Consider the following 20,576-nt stretch of genomic DNA (forward strand, 5'->3'; position numbering starts at 1 on the left):
CGTACCACTAAGGAGGTTAGGATAATGAAAGTAAGACCATCTGTCAAACCGATCTGCGAAAAGTGCAAAGTTATCCGTAGACGCGGAAAAGTTATGGTTATCTGTGAAAACCCTAAACATAAACAAAAACAAGGTTAATTTGAAGGAGGTGCGCTCATTATGGCACGTATTGCTGGTGTAGATATTCCACGTGAAAAGCGTGTAGTTATCTCGTTAACTTACATCTATGGTATTGGTAAAAATACAGCACAAAAAATCTTGGCAGAAGCAGCTGTTTCTGAAGATACTCGTGTGCGTGATTTAACAGAAGACGAATTAAACAAAATCCGTGACATCATCGACAAGTTAAAAGTTGAAGGTGATCTTCGCCGTGAAATTTCTCTTAACATTAAGCGTTTAATGGAAATCGGCTGCTACCGTGGATTGCGTCATCGTCGTGGTTTACCGGTTCGTGGACAAAATACGAAAAACAACGCTCGTACACGCAAAGGTCCTCGTAAGACTGTTGCGAACAAGAAGAAGTAATCGGCAAAGGAGGTTATTTAAATGGCACGTAAAACGAATACACGTAAACGTCGTGTTAAAAAGAATATTGAATCTGGTATCGCACATATCCGTTCAACATTTAACAACACAATTGTAACTATCACTGATGTTCATGGTAATGCAATTTCTTGGTCAAGTGCAGGTGCGCTTGGATTTAAAGGTTCTCGTAAATCTACTCCATTCGCAGCGCAAATGGCAGCTGAGACTGCAGCTAAAACATCCATTGAACATGGTATGAAAACGTTGGAAGTAACAGTTAAAGGACCTGGCGCAGGGCGTGAAGCTGCAATCCGTGCTCTTCAAGCTGCTGGTCTTGAAGTTACAGCAATTAAAGACGTTACACCTGTTCCTCATAATGGATGCCGTCCGCCAAAACGTCGTCGTGTTTAATTTTTCTGTATAGATTTTGTATCATGCGTCTATAATGGGATATGATACTAATTTTTCCGTTCATACAGAATATTTATTCCAGTTGTTGTGCACAAAACGGGAACGTATACATGGGGGAATTTCGATTAGTTAATTAATCGAGGTTCGACGTTTTGAAGGAGGGTTATTTGATGATCGAAATAGAAAAACCAAAAATCGAAACGGTTGAGATCAACGATGATGCCAAGTACGGAAAGTTCGTCGTAGAACCACTTGAGCGTGGATATGGTACCACTTTGGGTAACTCCTTACGTCGTATCCTATTATCTTCACTCCCAGGTGCCGCTGTTACATCGATTCAGGTCGATGGGGTACTTCATGAGTTCTCAACAATTGAAGGCGTCGTAGAGGATGTAACATCCATCATTTTAAACATTAAAAAATTAGCTATTAAAATTTACTCTGATGAAGAGAAAACTCTTGAAATTGATGTTCAAGGTGAAGGACCTGTCAAAGCAAGTAATATTACTCATGACAGTGACGTCGAGATTTTAAATCCAGATCTTCATATAGCGACATTGGCTACAAATGGACATCTTCGTATGCGTTTAACAGCTAAACGCGGACGCGGTTATACACCTGCAGACCAAAACAAGCGTGAGGATCAACCGATTGGTGTCATTCCGATTGATTCTATCTATACACCAGTCTCTCGAGTATCTTATCAGGTAGAAAATACGCGTGTAGGTCAAATGACAAATTATGATAAGCTAACGCTTGATGTTTGGACAGATGGAAGCACTGGGCCAAAAGAAGCGATCGCACTTGGTTCGAAAATTTTGACCGAGCATTTGAATATTTTTGTTGGATTAACTGACGAAGCTCAAAATGCTGAAATTATGATAGAGAAAGAAGAAGATCAGAAAGAAAAAGTTCTTGAGATGACTATCGAAGAACTGGATCTATCCGTTCGTTCTTATAACTGCTTAAAGCGTGCTGGCATTAATACTGTTCAGGAATTAGCTAATAAAACTGAAGAAGATATGATGAAAGTACGGAACTTAGGTCGCAAATCGCTGGAAGAAGTGAAAGCGAAACTAGAAGAGCTTGGATTAGGTTTGCGCAGAGACGACTAAACATTTAGTTCCTCGAGCAGCATACTATTCCGTTTATGACTTCAACAAAGGAGGGAACCCTTCATGGCATACAGAAAGTTAGGACGCACAAGTGCACAGCGTAAAGCTATGCTACGTGATTTAACAACAGATTTAATTATCAACGAGCGCATTGAAACAACAGAAACTCGCGCGAAAGAAATTCGTGTGACTGTTGAAAAAATGATCACTTTAGGTAAACGCGGTGATTTACATGCTCGTCGTCAAGCTGCTTCATATGTTCGTAATGAAGTTGCTGATGCTGAAAATAATCAAAGTGCATTACAAAAACTTTTCACTGACATCGCTCCACGTTATCAAGAGCGTCAAGGTGGATATACTCGTATCATGAAACTTGGACCACGCCGCGGTGACGGTGCACCAATGGTAATTATCGAGTTAGTTTAATACACTAACAGACAACAAGGGCGCTGGACAGTTTACACACAAACTTGTTCTATGCCCTTTTGCTGTATTTTAAAATTATATCGAATTGCGACACAAGCCAAACGAGTGTTATGATGAGCGTGACTCCTTCCTAAAGGAGCAAATCGGAAGGGTGTTTCCCTTCTACATGGAAAGAAACTGTTTTCTTTTTCACGTCTCGTCTAGCTCAAGCACCTCCTCCCATTTCTATTTTTAGAAATCCCGAATTATTAGCAGAGTGATGATCGTTTCTGCAAGGGGGAGGTGCAGGCTTTTTTTCTTTGTGGTAAATTTTGAGGAGAGTTTAGCCTGAGGCGAGGGGAAGATGTATCGTTGAAAAAGCCTGTTGTTACCCTTGATAATGTAACCTTTCAATATGAGACGCAAGAAAGAAACGCCCTTAACCATGTTTCCTTTGAAGTTTATGAAGGAGAATGGCTGGCAATTGTCGGCCACAATGGTTCAGGCAAGTCTACAATGGCGAAGCTTTTAAACGGCTTACAGTTCCCAAAACAGGGAAAGGTAACAGTTTGCGGTATTGATTTGAATGAAACATCAGTTTGGGAGATCCGCAGTAAGCTTGGGATGGTTTTTCAAAATCCGGACAATCAGTTTGTAGGTACAACCGTTCAGGATGATGTGGCTTTTGGGTTAGAAAATCATGGAATTCCAAGGGATGAAATGATCCTTAGGGTAAAAGATTCTTTGCAAAAGGTCAAAATGGATCCATTTCTTAATCAAGAGCCCCACCATCTTTCTGGTGGACAAAAACAGCGGGTTGCGATTGCAGGTGTACTCGCCTTAAGACCGTCTATTATCATTTTAGATGAAGCCACTTCTATGCTTGACCCGCGGGGAAGGGAAGAAGTGTTAGAAACGGTTAGAGCGTTAAAAGAGGAGAAATCTTTAACGGTTATTTCAATTACACATGATTTAGAGGAGGCAGCCAAGGCTGACCGCATTATAGTCATGAACAAAGGTGAAGTGTATCGGGAAGGTACGCCTGAAGATATTTTTTCAATGGATGAGCAATTAATTTCCTTAGGTCTTGATATTCCTTTTTCAGTAAAGATGAGCAAGGCGTTTCGTGAACAGGGAATTGATTTTTCAAAGCACTATTTATCGGAAGAAGAGTTGGTGAAAGAGCTATGGATATCTCGCTCCAAAACGTAGAGTACCGTTATCAGATAAGAACACCTTTTGAACGAATTGCGATTCAGGATGTCTCCATCGATATTCCATCCGGTACGTATATGGCGATAATCGGTCATACAGGTTCCGGAAAATCAACGGTTCTTCAGCATTTAAATGCCCTATTGAGGCCTACAAAGGGCAGCGTTGTGATCGGAAGCCATGAGATTAAGGCAAAGCAAAAGAATAAAAATCTTCGGGCGATCCGTCAAAAGGTTGGCATTGTCTTTCAGTTTCCCGAACACCAATTATTTGAAGAAACCGTTGAAAAGGATATTATTTTCGGACCCATGAATTTTGGTGTCTCTGAAATGGATGCAAAAACAAAAGCCCGAATAGCACTAAAGCATGTTGGATTACCGGAAGAGATATTAGAAAAATCACCCTTTGATTTATCTGGCGGGCAAATGCGTCGGGTTGCGATTGCCGGTGTACTGGCCATGGAGCCTGATATTATCGTCTTGGACGAGCCAACGGCCGGTTTAGACCCAAGAGGGCGAAAAGAAATCATGGATATGTTCTATGCTCTCCATAAAGAAAGAAATCTTTCCACCATTCTGGTTACGCATAGCATGGAAGATGCGGCCAGATATGCTGATCAAATTGTCATCATGCAGCAAGGTAAAGTGGTTAACCAGGGAACCCCTGAACGGATTTTTTCCCATCCTGCAAAATTGATTCAAATGGGGCTTGATGTTCCGGAAGTGGTACGTTTTCAGCTGAAGCTGGAAGAAAAAATCGGAGTACAATTGGGCAAAATATATTTGTCCATCGATCAGTTATCAAGTGCAGTTGCCGAGTATTTGAACAGAGGTGAGCGCCGATGATGGAAAAAATGATTTTCGGCCGATTCGTACCAGTTGACTCCCCTGTTCATCGAATGGACCCCCGTTCAAAGCTGGTTATTATCTTTTTATTTGTCTGTATCATATTTGTTGCAAACAACTGGATAACTTATGGCCTTATTGGTTTATATGCGATTCTAATGCTAAGCTTATCAAGGATTCCATTTCGATTTTTATATGGTGGTTTGAAGCCGGTCATTTGGCTAGTTTTGTTTACCCTTCTCCTTCAAATATTCTTTACGAAGGAAGGGCATATCGTCTACGAACTAGGACCTGTCAAAATATATGATGAAGGATTAAGGCAGGGGATCTTCATTTCCATGCGATTCTTTTTCTTAATTTTAATGACATCCTTATTAACGTTGACGACAACGCCTATTGAAATGACAGATGGGCTTGAAACAATGTTGAATCCATTAAAAAAGATCAAGTTTCCTGTCCACGAAATGGCCTTAATGATGTCCATTTCCTTACGTTTTATTCCAACGCTAATGGAAGAGACGGATAAAATAATGAAGGCGCAAATGGCCAGAGGGGTTGAATTCTCAAGCGGACCTATACGAGAGCGAATGAAGGCGGTAATCCCTTTATTGATCCCGCTATTCGTAAGTTCCTTCAAACGGGCAGAGGAGCTTGCCATTGCGATGGAAGCAAGAGGTTATCGCGGTGGAGAAGGCAGGACGAAGTATCGGCAATTAAGCTGGAATTTAAGAGATTCTATGCAATTAATAGTAATTGTTGTTTTAGCCATTTTCTTATTTTTACTACGATCATAATGGAGCGAAGTTATGCAGCGGTATAAATGCATTATTTCATATGATGGAACGGGATTCTCCGGATATCAGGTTCAGCCGAATAAGCGGACCGTGCAACGGGAATTGGAAATGGTATTAACCAAAATCCATAAAGGACAGCAGGTCAGGGTTTCTGGCTCTGGGCGAACGGATGCAGGCGTCCATGCGAAGGGTCAGGTGATTCATTTTGATTCCCCGCTGATGATCCTTGAGGAAAAATGGGAAATTGCACTCAATTCCTTGCTGCCTGACGATATTTCTGTGTTATCGGTTGAAAAAGCAAATGAACAATTCCATGCCCGCTTTGATGCAATAGGGAAAGAATATCGCTATTTTCTTTATTTATCTTCAAAACGGGATCCTTTTCAGCGGCATTTTTCCTATCGGTATCCCTATAGGCTCAATATAGATTCCATGCAGGAGGCTTCGCGGCTTTTACTTGGAACACATGATTTTTCGAGTTTTTGTTCAGCGAAAACAGAGGTGGAAGATAAAATCCGTACCATAGAAACAATTGAACTAGTTGTGGACAGCGAGTTTTTAACTTTCAGGTTTATTGGAAATGGATTTTTGTATAATATGGTTCGAATTTTAGTAGGAACCTTATTAGAAGTTGGTTCAGAAGAGCGAAAACCAACAGATATACTTGAGATATTAGAAAAAAAAGATCGCCGTTTTGCAGGAAAAACTGCTCCAGCCCACGGGTTGTACCTTTGGAAAGTAATGTATGTATAAATTTTGTAAAACAACCTATCCAGGTGTAACATACACTTGACATGTGGACTGTGAGAGTATATTATATTACATGTGTGTGTTTTTAATCCCACGATAAAGCCCCGGAAAGTCTTCATCGTGATTGAAAATATGTGAATTCGAAACTTGAACGCACATGTGTCATTCCCGGAACAGAATGGCAAATATTGTGCGAAATAATAATCTTTAAAGGATATAATTAGGAGGGAAATTCATGCGTACAACATTTATGGCTAACGCTAATAATATCGAACGTAAATGGTACGTGATTGATGCTGAAGGTAAAACTTTAGGTCGCCTTGCTTCTGAAGTTGCATCAATCTTACGTGGTAAAAACAAACCAACTTTTACACCACATGTTGACACTGGTGATCATGTGATCATTCTTAATGCTTCTAAAGTAGAACTTACAGGTAAAAAACTTACTGACAAGATTTATTACCGTCACAGCTTACACCCAGGTGGTTTAAAGCAAAGAACTGCTCTTGAGATGCGTACAAACTATGCTGAGAGAATGATTGAGCTTGCTGTTAAAGGTATGCTTCCAAAGAATTCTCTTGGTCGTCAAATGTTTAAAAAATTACATGTATATGCTGGTAGCGAACATAAGCACCAAGCACAACAACCAGAAGTTTACGAACTTCGTGGATAATTTAAAGGGAGGGAATTAACTTGGCACAAGTTCAATATATTGGTACTGGCCGTCGTAAGAGCTCTGTCGCACGTGTGCGCTTAGTTCCAGGCACTGGTAAAATCGTAGTTAATGGTCGTGACATCGTAGATTATATCCCATTCGAAGCTTTACGTGTTGTTGTTAATCAACCGTTAGTAGCTACTGAAACTGTTGGCAGCTATGACGTTCTTGTAAACGTAAGCGGCGGAGGTTACACTGGTCAAGCTGGCGCAATCCGCCACGGTATTGCCCGCGCATTACTTCAAGCTGATCCAGAATATCGTCCAACTTTAAAACGCGCAGGTTTATTAACTCGTGATGCACGTATGAAAGAGCGTAAAAAATACGGTCTTAAAGGTGCTCGTCGTGCGCCTCAGTTCTCAAAACGTTAATTATCAATGTTTCAAAGACTCCCAAGCATTTTGCTTGGGGGTCTTTTTTATATTAACCGATTGTTTAAGCGCAAAAATGCGGGAAAAGATAGTGAAGGGAAAAATCCCTATTCAAATAGTAGAATATTCGCCACTGTCGGGAGAAAAACTAACTTTGTCTATTAATGTGCGACAATGTCAGTTTTACTCTTTATTGAATGCCAAAGTTACCTGTTTTAAGATTAAAAATAAGATGTAACTTAAAGGATAAAGGAGAGAAGCAAATGGCTCAATCAAATATAAAGCTAGCTGTGCAAAAATTCGGGAACTCATTAAGTTCCATGATTATGCCGAATATCGGAGCGTTTATCGCTTGGGGCCTTATTACTGCATTATTTATACCTACGGGATGGTTGCCGAATAAGCATCTAGCTACACTCGTAGGTCCAATGATTACTTATTTATTACCGCTCCTAATTGGATACACTGGAGGGAAAATCATTTATGGGGATCGAGGGGCCGTTGTAGGTGCTGCCGGAACGATTGGTGTCATCGTAGGTACCAATGTCCCGATGTTTTTAGGTGCTATGATTATGGGACCTCTGGGCGGTTACTGTATAAAACAAGTAGATAGGTTATTCCATAATAGAATCCGTCAAGGCTTTGAAATGCTTATCAATAATTTTGCGGCAGGAATTGTAGGCGCTATCTTAGCGATCCTTGCTTATTTTGGAATAGGTCCTGCAGTTGAATTTTTAAGTCATCTGTTAGCCTCTGGTGTTGACTTTTTAATTAAACACCATCTAATTCCATTAGCAAATATATTTATTGAACCAGCAAAAATCCTATTCTTAAATAACGCTATCGGTAATGGAATTTTGGTTCCATTAGGAATTGAACAAGCAAAAGCAGCCGGGAAATCAATTTTGTTCTTGCTTGAAGCAAACCCGGGACCTGGTTTAGGCGTCCTTCTTGCATATATGTTTTTTGCGAAAGGGAATGCTAAACAATCTGCTCCTGGTGCAGTTATTATTCATTTCCTTGGTGGGATTCATGAAATTTACTTTCCGTATATATTAATGCGTCCTTTACTCATTCTTGCTGTTATGGCAGGTGGAGTTTCTGGTGTCTTTACACTTTCAGTATTTCATGCTGGTCTTGTAGCCCCTGCTTCACCAGGAAGTATCTTTGCTGTTTTGGCAATGACACCTAAAGGTGGTTACCTTGGTGTGCTGGCTGGTGTTTTTGTAGCTGCGGCCGTGTCATTCCTCGTTTCTTCTGTCATTCTTAAAACAAGTAAACAAACAGATGAAAATATTGAAGAAGCAGCGGAAAAAATGCAACAAATGAAAGGTAAGAAAAGCTCAGTAGCAAGTGCTCTTGCAGCCAATCCGGGAGTTTTCCCAGAGAATGTAAAGAAAATTGTCTTTGCTTGCGATGCAGGTATGGGTTCAAGTGCGATGGGAGCTTCCCTTCTTCGCAAAAAGGTTAAGGAGGCCGGACTGCCTGTTACCGTTACAAACACGGCGATCAGTAATCTTCCGTTAGATGCCCAGATTATTGTGACCCAGGAAAGTTTAACTCCTCGGGCAAAGGATAAAGTCCCAAATGCGTATCATGTATCGGTGGATAACTTCTTAGCCAGCCCTGAATACGACAAATTAATTGACCGCCTTAAGCATCAAGGTGAAAATGGACTTCAGGAAAATGTAGACGATGCTGAAGATAACCTCGCTAAATCGGACGATTATAATGATCATAATGATGACTTGCTGCTTGAGAAAAATATTTTCTTAAACCAAGACTTCGCCACTAAGGAAGAAGCAATTCGTTTTGCTGGAAGAGCCTTGGTGAATGGAGGATATGTAAACGAAGGCTATATTGAAGCAATGATTGAGCGCGACAAATTAACCTCAACCTTTATGGGGAATGATGTTGCCATCCCGCATGGAACGGAAGATGCCAAAAAAGAGGTTCTTAAATCGGGATTCACTGTTTTACAAGTACCAAAAGGAGTAGATTTTGGTGATGGCAACATGGCACGGATGATTTTCGCAATTGCCGGAAAAGATGGCACACATCTTGAGATTCTGTCTGGAATTGCCGTTACATGTTCAGATATAGCCAATATTGAAAAAATGGTAAAAGCGAAAACAGCACAAGAAATAATGAATATCTTAAATGATAAAGAAGAATTAGTTCATTCTAATGAATAAAAAAGCGCAATTTGCGCTTTTTTATTCATTATTTCTTTCCAGAAATGAGTGGGTAGCATGCACATTACCTCAAGGGAAAAAGCAATCATTGAGTTAATTGTTAAAACAACTGGAAAACATACTGCTTCTTCTATTGCTTCCTATTTAAATGTAAGTGTTCGAACGGTTCATCGTGATCTGAAAACGATTGAAAAGGTTCTTGAATCTTTTGAGCTTCAACTATCACGTAATACCAATAAAGGACTTGTTATTGAGGGAAGGAATGAACAATTATTTAAGCTAATTCAGCACTTAACGGCTGCTCACACTGTTGACCAAACGCCTAAGGAAAGAAAATTGTTGCTCCTTTTAGCATTGCTCGAAGAAGAATCCTACAAAATTCAGGGATTAGCTTCCTATCTTGGTATCAGTATTTCAACATTAACAGCATTTTTAGATGAATTGACCGATTGGATAAAAGATTACCATATTGACATTTCCAGAAAAAAAGGGGTAGGGGTTGACGTTTTTGGATTGGAATCCAATAAACGTCAAGCTCTTGCAAGCTTTTTTTTACAGTATTTCAATGACGAACTAATTGAAAGTCTTTTTTTATTAGAAAAAGGAAAAGTCCCTGAAAAAATTATTTTGTATTATTTTCAAGCGGGTTATCTTGATGTAATAAACAGGGTGGTAAATAGTACATTTCATCAAATTAAACCACGCCTGGCAGATAGTGATTACATAGGGTTAATTGTACAAATTTGCATTTCAATGCAAAGGACGGAAGATGATTTTCTTTTAGAAGATGAGGTCGTTTACTCAAACGAACTGACAAATGAATATAATCTTATCATTAAAATATGTCAGGAATTAGAAAGAATGTATGCAGTGTCTTTCACAAAAGAGGATCTTATCTATTTAGCTGTCATATTTAAAGGGTCTAAACTTCAAGCAGTGGATGCGGTTCCTTATGATCGTGTTGTACTCAACCAGATGGTGAAGAATATAATCCGTGGTGTTTCTTCACAGCTACATGTTGATTTCACAAATGATTTCTCTTTGTTTCAAGGGCTTCTTGCACATATGGAACCCTCTCTATTTCGCCTTAAACAAAAAGTAGGCCTATATAATCCTTTAGCAGAGGAAATAAAAAGGAAGTACCCGCTTCTGTTTATGGCAGTAAAGAACAGTGTAGAAAAGGAATTAAAAGAGATTGACTTCATTCCTGATGATGAGGTTGCCTTTATTGTCCTCCATTTTGGTTCAGCGCTCGTTATGAGGGAAGAAGATATATCGATAAAGGCCCTTGTGGTCTGCCCTACTGGTATAGGTACCTCGAAAATGCTTGCCAGCCGAATAAAAAAGGAAATAAATGAGATTGATTTGGTGGAAATCAGCTCTATTAAAGAAATACAGCAGCAGGAGAGCTTTAAAAATTTTGATATTATCATTTCCACGGTTCGTCTGCCTTTTATAAACAAAGATTATATATTGGTTTCTCCTCTATTAACCGATGAAAATGTTAAGACAATAAGAACCTTTTTAAGAAATAATATTGAGAACGTAACTGCAAATAAACATTACCTAAAAACAAAACAAAAGGAATCCCCTCCAGCCGGTATAGAAAAAGGAGGGATTATCGAGATTTTGCAGGACTTAAATGATGTTGGGCAAACTATTAAATCTGTTCTACATCACTTTCGAGTCTACCCGCTTTCTAATTTAAAAAGCCATGAACAGATTATTAAAATGATGGTAAAGGAAGCGGAGGAGGAAAAACTTTTAATTGATCCAGAAGCTGTTATGAAAGAACTTAAGGATCGAGAAAGATTAGGCGGTCTTGGAATACCTAATACGGAAATGGGCTTTTTCCATTGCAGACATAAGAACGTCGAAGAGCTAATATTTCAAATCACTTCAATAGAAGAACCCATTGAAATAAAAGGTATGGATGGGAAGGAGATGCCTATGAGGCATCTGCTGTTAATGATAGCACCTGAGGAATTGAGCTTTAGAAGGCAGGAAATAATAAGCTTGATAAGCACGAGTTTAATTGAGAATAATGAAGCAATTATGATTTTCTCATCATCGAACGAAGATCTAATTCGAAATAGATTAGAGAAGATTTTTTTAGAATATCTATACAACAATGTGATAAAGGAATGATAAAAATGAAACAAGTAGTACATTTTGGCGCAGGAAATATTGGCAGAGGTTTTATTGGAGCTCTTTTTTCACAATCCGGTTATCATGTGACTTTTGTTGATATTGCTGATCAAGTTATAAATCAATTAAATGAGAAAAGGCAGTATCAAGTGAAATTGGCTACAGAACAACAAGAAGATTTAACTATTTCCAATGTATCAGGGCTAAATAATATGACACAGGAAAATGAAGTCATAGAAGCTATAAAGAAGGCAACCTTTTTAACAACTGCGATTGGACCAACCATTCTTCCGCGCATTGCTCCGTTAATTGCAAAGGGTCTAACAGAAAGAGTGAAGTCGAATGACGAAAAATTATATGTTATTGCCTGTGAAAATCAAATTTCAGCAACTGACCTTTTACAGAATTACATAACAGAAAATTTGGATGAACAAACAAAAGCTGCTTTACTTGATCAAGTATATTTCTTTAATTCTGCCGTAGACCGGATTGTTCCAATTCAAAACAATCAGGGTTCACTTGATGTTCTGGTTGAGCCTTATTATGAATGGGTTGTAGAAACGGATGAAACCATTCCGCCAATTAACGGAATGAAAATTGTTTTAGACTTGGGCCCATTTATCGAAAGAAAGCTATTCACAGTTAATACAGGACACGCAGTGATTGCCTACCTTGGTTATCTTAAGAACAAAGCATTTACGATTGATCAGGCTTTAGCAGATGAAGAGATTCTTGCCCAGGTTCAAGCGACACTTGTTGAGACTGGTGCATATTTAATAAAACAATATGACTTGGATGCAGAAGAACATCAACAATACATTAACAAAATTATCTCCCGTTTTAAAAATCCAATTTTGAATGATGCTGTAACAAGGGTAGGCCGTTCACCTCTTCGTAAACTTGGGCCGAATGATCGTTTGGTCCGTCCGGCAACCGAAGCTAAGAAAGCAGGTCTATCTTTCTCGAATCTTGCAAAGGCGATAGCCTCAGCCTTACTTTTTGATAATAAGGAAGATGAAGAGGCAGTAAAACTTCAAGAGATGATTAAAGAGAAAGGTGTTCTACAGGTACTTCAAGGAGTTTGCGAACTGGATGAAAACGACGACCTTACTCAAGAAGTTGTAAAACATTTTAATACATTAAAACGTTAATGATGCGTTCAAAGGCTCTCAACTAATTCAGTTGGGGGTCTTTTTGATTGCAGGAATGAAGTTTTTTTGTATCGCATGCCGATATGTGTTGCAAAAACTCTTGAAAACCTTCATATTTAAAAGAAAAGGAGGTCCGATATGCGACGTGATATACAACCGAATGAACGTGCTTTCACTACGAAAGAAGCGGCTGAAGAGGTGGGAATTGCTACACCCACTGTCCGGAAGTATGGTCAGATCTTAGAACGGAATGGATATGAGTTTTTAAAAGATGGCGATCGGCGTATCTTTGTTCAATCCGATATCGAAGCGCTTATAGCGTTACGCGATACGGATAAGCCTCTGGACGATACGGCCAAAGAGATTGTCTATCAACAACAAGAAATATTGGAAGGGCCAAATGAAACAGGAATGGCGATACACGATACATATGGCCAATTACCACAAGACCCTAATCAAATAAAAGAAGTTTTAATGTTTTTAGCGAATGAACTCGCGGCCGCACGTGAAATGAACGTTCAGCTAACAAACGATATGTCTCAGCTTAAAACCACTGTTTCCCGGCTCCAGCAAGATCATCATGTTATAAGTTCCAATATTGCAAATTCAGCCCAAAAAACTAATGCAAAAATTGAGAAATTAAATGAACAACAAAGGGAATATTACGAAGATTTACTGGAACAAGAAAGGCAAATAAGCGATTCCTTGCAAAAGGAAATCCAAAAGATGCGGGACGAACAAAAAGAAGAATGGCACTTACAGAATAATTTTAATAAACGTTTAGAAGAAGCAATATATAAGCCAAAAGATAAATGGGACTGGCTATTCTCCATATTTCGAAAATAATGTGCCTATATCAGTCTTTTTTTCGCGACTCAATCTTTTTGATTCATATCGCCAGGCGATATAACAAAGACATCCAAGAAGCGTCATATCGCCAGGTGATATAACATAACAAAAGACATCCAAGAAGTGTCATATCGCTAGGCGATATAACAAATCCATCAATGAAAATGCCGTATCGCCAGGCGATATACCTACGATAAAAACAATTCCCCCAAACGGCCAACTGGCAGAACGATATGTATCAGCTAAGAATAATGGTTTCCTCACTTTAAAACTTACTTATTTTCATTATTTTTCAAATTTCAACAAGTTCCCGGGAAATATCTACAAATTCTGAGTAGGTATCGACAAATTCGTTTTATGAAAAATTGGAAATGGAAATCAGCTTTGCTTTTGCATTTTTATCACCTAGGGATAAAGAATAGACCTAAGAGGTGAAAGTGCAGTGAATGTAATTACAACCTTTAAAGAGAAAAAGCGTGAAAAACAAATCAAATACGAGCGCTCCGTTCTGAAAGATCTCTCCATTAAAATGTTAAAGGAACGGGTTCAGCACTATTTTGGCTCGACTAGAATTACCTCCAGTATTGTGATGAATACAGGAGTAGAAGAAGCCTGCTATGACGTTGCCCTTGAGGCTTATTTATTAGGGGCAAAGTTTAGCAAATTTGGCTATTATGGTGAAAATATAGATGATGTCAGAATGCGCTGTGTGAAGGAAGAAAAACATTTAATTGATACATTATTTAACTTTTTGCTTTATTGGGGAAATGGAGAAGAGGGTACGATGAGTGAATCGCTTTATTACCTTTGTGAACAATATATCCTCGTATGGTGGAGAGAAGGCTATGAAAAAGGGGAAAGACGTCACAAGCTTAGGTTGCATTAATAATCTTCGATTACTGTCCAGCTCCAGCGCCCAGCGACTAGAGTACTTCGCTCTCCGCCCTACGATAAGTCAACATCGAATCGCTAACGCTCTTCGTGTTTCCTTTATCTCAGTTGGAGAGCTCCAGTCCTGTCGTGCGCTAAACGTGCGCTTCCGCTTTTCTTTGTTCTAAAAATCCCACTTGTCCCATATAGTGTATATGAACATGGACGAGCGGGAAGGAATGATTTGGTTGTTAAAGCGAAGATTAAAAATCATTGGGTTTACTGTGGGGCTGTTGTTGCTATTTTTAATTTTACAGCATGACTTTACAGAAAATAACTCATGGAAATCGTGGAGCCTTCCATTATCGGGTAAAATCATCTTAATTGATCCCGGCCATGGCGGAGTCGATGGCGGAGCAGGTGAAGACCCCGTGCTAGAAAAGGACATTGCTCTAAAGATATCTTTAAAACTGAGGGATTTATTACAGCAGCAGGGAGCTCTTGTGATTATGACAAGGGACAGTGATTACGATTTAGCAGACCCTGATACAAAAGGCTACAGCAGAAGAAAAGTACAAGATTTGAAAAGAAGGCTGAAATTGATTAATGGTTCAGATGATGATTTTTTCGTCAGCATCCATTTAAATGCTATTCCGTCCTCGCAATATAGCGGTGCCCAAACCTTTTATTCCACACATTTAGAGGAAAATGCCAGAGCAGCAAAATTTATTCAAGATGAGCTTAGACGAAATCTGGAGAATACAAAAAGGAAAGCTAAAGCTTTTAATCAAATATATATTTTAAAATACGCTAAAAAGCCTGGAGCGCTGGTAGAGGTTGGCTTTCTTTCAAATCCAGCGGAAAGAGCTAATCTTAAAAAGGACTCTTATCAGAATAAAGTGGCAGGATCTATTTATACTGGAATCAATCGATATTTTACGAATGAAAAGGAATTTAAATAAACAGATTAAGGAAGGTGAGCGAAATCACCTTCCTTTAATAGTGGGTTTGCTTAGTCTGGATAGGAATAATGTGTGATACAATTAACAGTTTCTTTCCTAAGTTATGATATACTTGGTTTTGGAAACGAATTCTTAAGGTGAGGTGTTTGTTTACATGTTAACAGAAGTAAGAGTACGTGAAGTCCTCGGTAGTCTACAAGAGCCATTCTTACATAAAACCTTGGCAGAATTGAATGCTATTGAGGAAATTAAAATAAAAGAAGAAAAAAATCATGTCAGTGTAAAAGTTCAGATTGCCAAAACCGGCACTGCGGAACAATTACAGTTACAAACCCAAATTGTTAACTTACTTAAGGAAATAGGAGCAGCCACAGTCGGCATTCGCTTTAGTGAGCTGCCAGAGGAAGTGTTGGCTGCACATCGTCACGCTTCAAATGAAACCGAAGAGAAAACCTTATTATCCTCTAAAAATACAACGTTCATCGCGATTGCCAGCGGAAAAGGCGGCGTAGGAAAATCAACGGTATCAGTCAATCTGGCTGTTGCCTTGGCTCGATTAGGCAAAAAAGTCGGCTTAATTGATGCTGATATCTATGGATTCAGCGTACCGGATATGATGGGAATTACGAAAAGACCTGTTGTTCGCGGGGAGAAGATCATTCCAGTTGAACGCTTTGGCGTTAAGGTCATTTCAATGGGCTTCTTTGTGGAAGATAATGCACCGATTATCTGGCGCGGCCCTATGCTTGGTAAAATGCTTAACAGCTTCTTTAGTGAAGTGGAGTGGGGCGATGTAGATTATCTACTGTTAGACCTGCCTCCAGGCACCGGTGACGTGGCTTTAGATGTTCACACCATGCTTCCTGCCTGCAAAGAAATTATCGTTACGACGCCGCACCCAACGGCAGCATTCGTAGCAGCGCGTGCAGGAGCGATGGCGCTTAAAACGGAACATGAAATCCTTGGAGTAATTGAAAATATGGCCTATTTTGAAAGTAAATTGACGGGTGAAAAAGAGTATGTATTCGGCCGCGGCGGCGGAGAGAAATTAGCCGACGAATTAAATACCGAAGTGCTTGGTCGTCTGCCGCTTAATCAGCCTGATTGGAATGAAGAGGACTTTGCGCCATCAGTATACCAAGAAGACCATCAAATAGGTAAAATATATCTCGAAATTGCTGAGAAGGTAGCAAGCCTTCTTAAATAACATAAGAAAAAGGCTGACTCAAAAACAAAGGGGTCAGCCTTTTTATCGTTTTTAAGACCCTGATTTTGAACCGCTATCTCCTTGACTTCCTTGCCCTCCGCTGGAAGCCTTTGAACTTGCTTTATTTTTCATATCCTCAGCTGCTTTTACAAGCAATTCCTGCATTTTCACTTTAAACAGCGGGCTTTCAATAGTTTCCGCTATTACCTTTTGCAGATGTTCACGGTAGTCTTTGCTTTTAAGGGCATCTGCCAACTCCTTTTGAATTTCCGGCTCTTTAAAAACCTGGATCATCATTCCGCGATATTGGGGATCATTCATTAAATCTTTAAGCAGCTTTTCATTTTCAGCCCGCATGTTCTTTGCCACACCTTGAGCAAACTTGGGATCGCTGAATGTCTTTTTCCAAAACACGGTTGCTTTGTCTGATGTAAGTGTTTGTTGGATTGTGTCAGAGACTACCTTTTGATCCATAACCAGTTTTTGTTTCATTTGATCATCGGACATGATGTCCTGAATGGCCTTCTTACCCTCATCTGTTTTCAGAATATCGACAACCATTTTTTTGGTTTGTTCGTAATCAATTTGTCCTCCACTGCTTGATTCATTCGAAGAACAACTGCCGAGGAGTAACATAACAGGTAGGAGGAGCAGCATTTTTCTAACTTTCATGGTTAAGCTCCTTTCACATATGAATCCTTAATTTTAGAATGAAGAAAATGCACAAAGATTATTCGTTGTGAAACGCAAAATATAGATTTTTCTAATACGGATTGGTACAATCATGGAAGGAATTATTTTTTATACGGGGGTTTATAGTGTGACGAGCCGCAATTGGGTAAGACTTTTTTCGACTACATTAGGAATCGGCGGGCTCACAACAGCCATTGTGGGTTTTATTGTTCGCTGGAATGAATTTCAGCCTTATTTTACTGAATTTAAAATTGTCGATATACTTTCATCACTTGTATGGTTAATTGCAATGGGATTTCTCTTTAGTTTAGTCAGTCAGCTTGGTTTTTTTGCCTATTTAACTGTTCACCGCTTTGGTTTAGGAATTTTTAAATCTGTGTCACTTTGGAATGGCGTTCAAGTCGTTCTCATTCTATTTGGTCTGTTTGATCTGATTGATTGGCGCTTTGAAAAATTTGCTTCACATGGAAGCTCCATTTTGCCTTTTTTAATACCTGCTGTCATCTTGCTTGTTGTTGCTTTCACGGTAGCATGGTTTAAAATGAAACAGACTAATAAGGAGGCCTTTATCCCGGCTCTTTTTGTCATGACAGTTGTTACTTTAGTGGAATGGGTTCCGGCAATTAAAGTCAATGATAACAGTTGGTTCTACCTCATGATGTTTGGACTGATGGCATGTAATGCGTATCAAACATTGGTCCTTCATAAATTAAATGCACAATCGAAACTCGAGAGAGAAAAACGAAGAGAAAACGCAGGAGTAGGAAAAATTAATAAAAAACCGTCCGTTTAAGGGACGGTTTTTTGTTTATCTAATTTCTTTAGACTGTACATTGCCATTAGCAATCATTTCAGAAACAGAAACAAGCTTTAGTCCTTTTTTTCGGATTTCGTCCAAAATTAATGGAAGTGCTTTCGCTGTTTGTTTTGCAGAATCGGAGGCATGTAAAAGAACGATATCTCCTTTATCCGCCTTTTCTACGTTTGCAGCAATTTTCCCAATTCCCGGATTGGTCCAATCCATTGAATCGACACTCCAGTGGACGACGGTATATCCATATCGATCGGCAATATTAAGTGTCCTTTTATCAAACTGTCCCGTAGGAGCGCGTAAAAGTTTAATATCCTTAACATTTAATTTTTTGAAAGCCTCTTGTGCCTTAGAAATATCTCTGCTGATTTTTGAATCCTCCAATTGTGTATAATCCTCATACGCATAGCCCAGCATTCCGATTTCATAGCCATCTTTAACAATTCGATTTACAATATCGGGATGCCGCTCGGCCCAAGATCCAGACAAAAAGAATGTAGCTGACTTTACGTTTGCTTTCTTCAGGGTATCTATAATGGGTTCTGCTTTTTCGTCACCCCAGCCGATATCAAACGTAAGAGCAAGATCCTTTTCCCCTCGATAAATTGCCTTTGGACCATCCTTTGCAGAAAAAACAGGAATCTGTGCAAGATTCTCCATATAGAGAAACCATGCGGCAAAAAAAGCTGCAATTAAGATTAACGAAATGTTTTTTAATGCTTTTCCATTCAACACAAAAAAGAAATTCATATTTACCCACCTCGTCCATTACCATCCTTGTCTCAACCTATGCGTCTTTTTTTAATAATATGAATAAAGATTTTTATTATAAAATTAAATAAATTGGAAAAGACTACTATAACTAGAAGTTAACGGAGGTAATGCAATGATTGGTTTCCTAATAAACGAAAAAGAAGTAAAAGAAATGGAATACCTAATTAAAAGAGAGATGGATGAAATTCTATTTGATTTAACGGATGAGCGAATCGATCATATTGTAAAGCGTGCTATGAAAGAGAGATACAAGGTTTTGTTCACGTTGTTTAGACGAGTAGCTTCGCCAACCGAATGTCTAAAATATATGCGTAAGGATAGAAAAGATAGAAAAAAAGGGTGAAATCATACTTTTTTTTAAAAAAGCATTGACGAATATTTATTATCTTGTTATATTAATAAACGTCGCTGCTGACATAAAAACAATTTCAAAAAAGTTGTTGACTTTATGTGGCGCAGGTGATATATTAATAAAGTCGCTTTTGAGTGGCGCTGAAAAATTGATCTTTGAAAACTAAACAAACAAGACGTGTAAACAAACAATAATATTCGTTTCTTTTTGAAACGAAGCCAACGTAACATTTTTGAGCTAATCAACTTTCTTGGAGAGTTTGATCCTGGCTCAGGACGAACGCTGGCGGCGTGCCTAATACATGCAAGTCGAGCGAATCAATGGGAGCTTGCTCCCGTTGATTAGCGGCGGACGGGTGAGTAACACGTGGGCAACCTGCCTGTAAGACTGGGATAACACCGGGAAACCGGTGCTAATACCGGATAATCCTTTTCCTCTCATGAGGAAAAGCTGAAAGACGGTTTCGGCTGTCACTTACAGATGGGCCCGCGGCGCATTAGCTAGTTGGTGAGGTAACGGCTCACCAAGGCGACGATGCGTAGCCGACCTGAGAGGGTGATCGGCCACACTGGGACTGAGACACGGCCCAGACTCCTACGGGAGGCAGCAGTAGGGAATCTTCCGCAATGGACGAAAGTCTGACGGAGCAACGCCGCGTGAGCGATGAAGGCCTTCGGGTCGTAAAGCTCTGTTGTTAGGGAAGAACAAGTACCGGAGTCACTGCCGGTACCTTGACGGTACCTAACCAGAAAGCCACGGCTAACTACGTGCCAGCAGCCGCGGTAATACGTAGGTGGCAAGCGTTGTCCGGAATTATTGGGCGTAAAGCGCGCGCAGGCGGTCCTTTAAGTCTGATGTGAAAGCCCACGGCTCAACCGTGGAGGGTCATTGGAAACTGGGGGACTTGAGTGCAGAAGAGGAAAGCGGAATTCCACGTGTAGCGGTGAAATGCGTAGAGATGTGGAGGAACACCAGTGGCGAAGGCGGCTTTCTGGTCTGTAACTGACGCTGAGGCGCGAAAGCGTGGGGAGCAAACAGGATTAGATACCCTGGTAGTCCACGCCGTAAACGATGAGTGCTAAGTGTTAGAGGGTTTCCGCCCTTTAGTGCTGCAGCTAACGCATTAAGCACTCCGCCTGGGGAGTACGGCCGCAAGGCTGAAACTCAAAGGAATTGACGGGGGCCCGCACAAGCGGTGGAGCATGTGGTTTAATTCGAAGCAACGCGAAGAACCTTACCAGGTCTTGACATCCTCTGACAACCCTAGAGATAGGGCTTTCCCCTTCGGGGGACAGAGTGACAGGTGGTGCATGGTTGTCGTCAGCTCGTGTCGTGAGATGTTGGGTTAAGTCCCGCAACGAGCGCAACCCTTGATCTTAGTTGCCAGCATTCAGTTGGGCACTCTAAGGTGACTGCCGGTG

At 39.9% G+C, this 20,576-nt stretch carries 22 protein-coding genes and 1 rRNA gene (1 of these 23 running past the window's edge); 21 read left to right on the forward strand and 2 right to left on the reverse strand.

The features are described from left to right. The first annotated feature begins 24 nt into the window (after positions 1 to 24). The 18 genes from rpmJ to ACZ5XR_RS28025 all read left to right on the forward strand — a co-directional run bounded on the left by rpmJ (position 25) and on the right by ACZ5XR_RS28025 (position 16,525). Positions 25 to 138 (forward strand): 50S ribosomal protein L36, encoded by a 114-nt coding sequence (gene rpmJ, locus ACZ5XR_RS27940; protein WP_000868344.1) that lies wholly within the window; start codon positions 25 to 27, stop codon positions 136 to 138. 21 nt (positions 139 to 159) lie between these two features. Further along, positions 160 to 525, forward strand: a complete 366-nt coding sequence (rpsM, locus tag ACZ5XR_RS27945; RefSeq protein ID WP_464499654.1) for a 30S ribosomal protein S13 — start codon at positions 160 to 162, stop codon at positions 523 to 525. Between the two features lie 21 nt (positions 526 to 546). Then, a complete protein-coding gene (gene rpsK / locus ACZ5XR_RS27950; RefSeq protein WP_026574109.1) occupies positions 547 to 936 on the forward strand; it encodes a 30S ribosomal protein S11 in 390 nt (129 codons plus the stop codon). 170 nt (positions 937 to 1,106) lie between these two features. Beyond that, complete coding sequence (locus ACZ5XR_RS27955; RefSeq protein WP_464499655.1) at positions 1,107 to 2,051, forward strand: DNA-directed RNA polymerase subunit alpha; 945 nt, start codon at positions 1,107 to 1,109, stop codon at positions 2,049 to 2,051. Positions 2,052 to 2,114: 63 nt separating this feature from the next. Beyond that, positions 2,115 to 2,477, forward strand: a complete 363-nt coding sequence (rplQ, locus tag ACZ5XR_RS27960) for a 50S ribosomal protein L17 (RefSeq protein WP_464499656.1) — start codon at positions 2,115 to 2,117, stop codon at positions 2,475 to 2,477. 351 nt (positions 2,478 to 2,828) lie between these two features. Continuing rightward, positions 2,829 to 3,668, forward strand: coding sequence for an energy-coupling factor ABC transporter ATP-binding protein (locus tag ACZ5XR_RS27965; RefSeq protein ID WP_464499657.1), 840 nt, complete (start codon positions 2,829 to 2,831; stop codon positions 3,666 to 3,668). After that, positions 3,644 to 4,513, forward strand: coding sequence for an energy-coupling factor ABC transporter ATP-binding protein (locus ACZ5XR_RS27970; protein WP_464499658.1), 870 nt, complete (start codon positions 3,644 to 3,646; stop codon positions 4,511 to 4,513). Before ACZ5XR_RS27965 ends, ACZ5XR_RS27970 begins: the two co-directional genes overlap by 25 nt. Beyond that, entirely contained in the window at positions 4,510 to 5,307 is a 798-nt protein-coding gene (locus ACZ5XR_RS27975) for an energy-coupling factor transporter transmembrane component T family protein (RefSeq protein WP_464499659.1), read from the forward strand. Before ACZ5XR_RS27970 ends, ACZ5XR_RS27975 begins: the two co-directional genes overlap by 4 nt. Positions 5,308 to 5,319: 12 nt before the next feature. After that, complete coding sequence (gene truA / locus ACZ5XR_RS27980; RefSeq protein ID WP_464499660.1) at positions 5,320 to 6,060, forward strand: tRNA pseudouridine(38-40) synthase TruA; 741 nt, start codon at positions 5,320 to 5,322, stop codon at positions 6,058 to 6,060. 232 nt (positions 6,061 to 6,292) lie between these two features. Beyond that, positions 6,293 to 6,730, forward strand: a complete 438-nt coding sequence (gene rplM / locus ACZ5XR_RS27985) for a 50S ribosomal protein L13 (RefSeq protein WP_464499661.1) — start codon at positions 6,293 to 6,295, stop codon at positions 6,728 to 6,730. 20 nt (positions 6,731 to 6,750) lie between these two features. Next, on the forward strand, positions 6,751 to 7,143 hold the full coding sequence (gene rpsI, locus ACZ5XR_RS27990) for a 30S ribosomal protein S9 (protein WP_307413378.1): 393 nt from the start codon (positions 6,751 to 6,753) through the stop codon (positions 7,141 to 7,143). Between the two features lie 263 nt (positions 7,144 to 7,406). Further along, the gene (locus ACZ5XR_RS27995; RefSeq protein WP_464499662.1) at positions 7,407 to 9,338 is read left to right on the forward strand and encodes a PTS mannitol transporter subunit IICBA; all 1,932 of its coding nucleotides are present in this window, start codon (positions 7,407 to 7,409) and stop codon (positions 9,336 to 9,338) included. 57 nt (positions 9,339 to 9,395) lie between these two features. Next, on the forward strand, positions 9,396 to 11,486 hold the full coding sequence (locus ACZ5XR_RS28000) for a BglG family transcription antiterminator (RefSeq protein WP_464499663.1): 2,091 nt from the start codon (positions 9,396 to 9,398) through the stop codon (positions 11,484 to 11,486). Between the two features lie 5 nt (positions 11,487 to 11,491). Continuing rightward, on the forward strand, positions 11,492 to 12,637 hold the full coding sequence (locus ACZ5XR_RS28005) for a mannitol-1-phosphate 5-dehydrogenase (protein WP_464499664.1): 1,146 nt from the start codon (positions 11,492 to 11,494) through the stop codon (positions 12,635 to 12,637). A gap of 138 nt (positions 12,638 to 12,775) precedes the next feature. Continuing rightward, the gene (locus tag ACZ5XR_RS28010; protein WP_464499665.1) at positions 12,776 to 13,483 is read left to right on the forward strand and encodes a hypothetical protein; all 708 of its coding nucleotides are present in this window, start codon (positions 12,776 to 12,778) and stop codon (positions 13,481 to 13,483) included. 445 nt (positions 13,484 to 13,928) lie between these two features. Beyond that, the gene (locus ACZ5XR_RS28015; protein WP_464499666.1) at positions 13,929 to 14,372 is read left to right on the forward strand and encodes a YbaK family protein; all 444 of its coding nucleotides are present in this window, start codon (positions 13,929 to 13,931) and stop codon (positions 14,370 to 14,372) included. Between the two features lie 223 nt (positions 14,373 to 14,595). After that, complete coding sequence (gene cwlD / locus ACZ5XR_RS28020; RefSeq protein ID WP_464499667.1) at positions 14,596 to 15,318, forward strand: N-acetylmuramoyl-L-alanine amidase CwlD; 723 nt, start codon at positions 14,596 to 14,598, stop codon at positions 15,316 to 15,318. Between the two features lie 154 nt (positions 15,319 to 15,472). Continuing rightward, positions 15,473 to 16,525, forward strand: coding sequence for an Mrp/NBP35 family ATP-binding protein (locus ACZ5XR_RS28025; protein ID WP_464499668.1), 1,053 nt, complete (start codon positions 15,473 to 15,475; stop codon positions 16,523 to 16,525). A gap of 51 nt (positions 16,526 to 16,576) precedes the next feature. Here ACZ5XR_RS28025 and gerD read toward each other — a convergent pair whose 3' ends face one another. Beyond that, entirely contained in the window at positions 16,577 to 17,197 is a 621-nt protein-coding gene (gerD, locus tag ACZ5XR_RS28030; RefSeq protein WP_464499669.1) for a spore germination lipoprotein GerD, read from the reverse strand. Positions 17,198 to 17,345: 148 nt separating this feature from the next. Between gerD and ACZ5XR_RS28035 the strand changes: the two genes are divergently transcribed. Next, positions 17,346 to 18,011, forward strand: a complete 666-nt coding sequence (locus ACZ5XR_RS28035) for a KinB-signaling pathway activation protein (protein ID WP_464499670.1) — start codon at positions 17,346 to 17,348, stop codon at positions 18,009 to 18,011. Between the two features lie 15 nt (positions 18,012 to 18,026). Here ACZ5XR_RS28035 and pdaB read toward each other — a convergent pair whose 3' ends face one another. After that, entirely contained in the window at positions 18,027 to 18,779 is a 753-nt protein-coding gene (pdaB, locus tag ACZ5XR_RS28040; protein WP_464499671.1) for a polysaccharide deacetylase family sporulation protein PdaB, read from the reverse strand. 136 nt (positions 18,780 to 18,915) lie between these two features. Here pdaB and ACZ5XR_RS28045 point away from each other — a divergent pair, with 136 nt between their 5' ends. Beyond that, a complete protein-coding gene (locus ACZ5XR_RS28045; RefSeq protein ID WP_464499672.1) occupies positions 18,916 to 19,146 on the forward strand; it encodes a hypothetical protein in 231 nt (76 codons plus the stop codon). 256 nt (positions 19,147 to 19,402) lie between these two features. Then, positions 19,403 to 20,576: ribosomal RNA gene (locus tag ACZ5XR_RS28050) — 16S ribosomal RNA — on the forward strand; it runs 376 nt beyond the window's last position.

It is taken from the genome of Neobacillus sp. Fa239 (assembly GCF_055395235.1).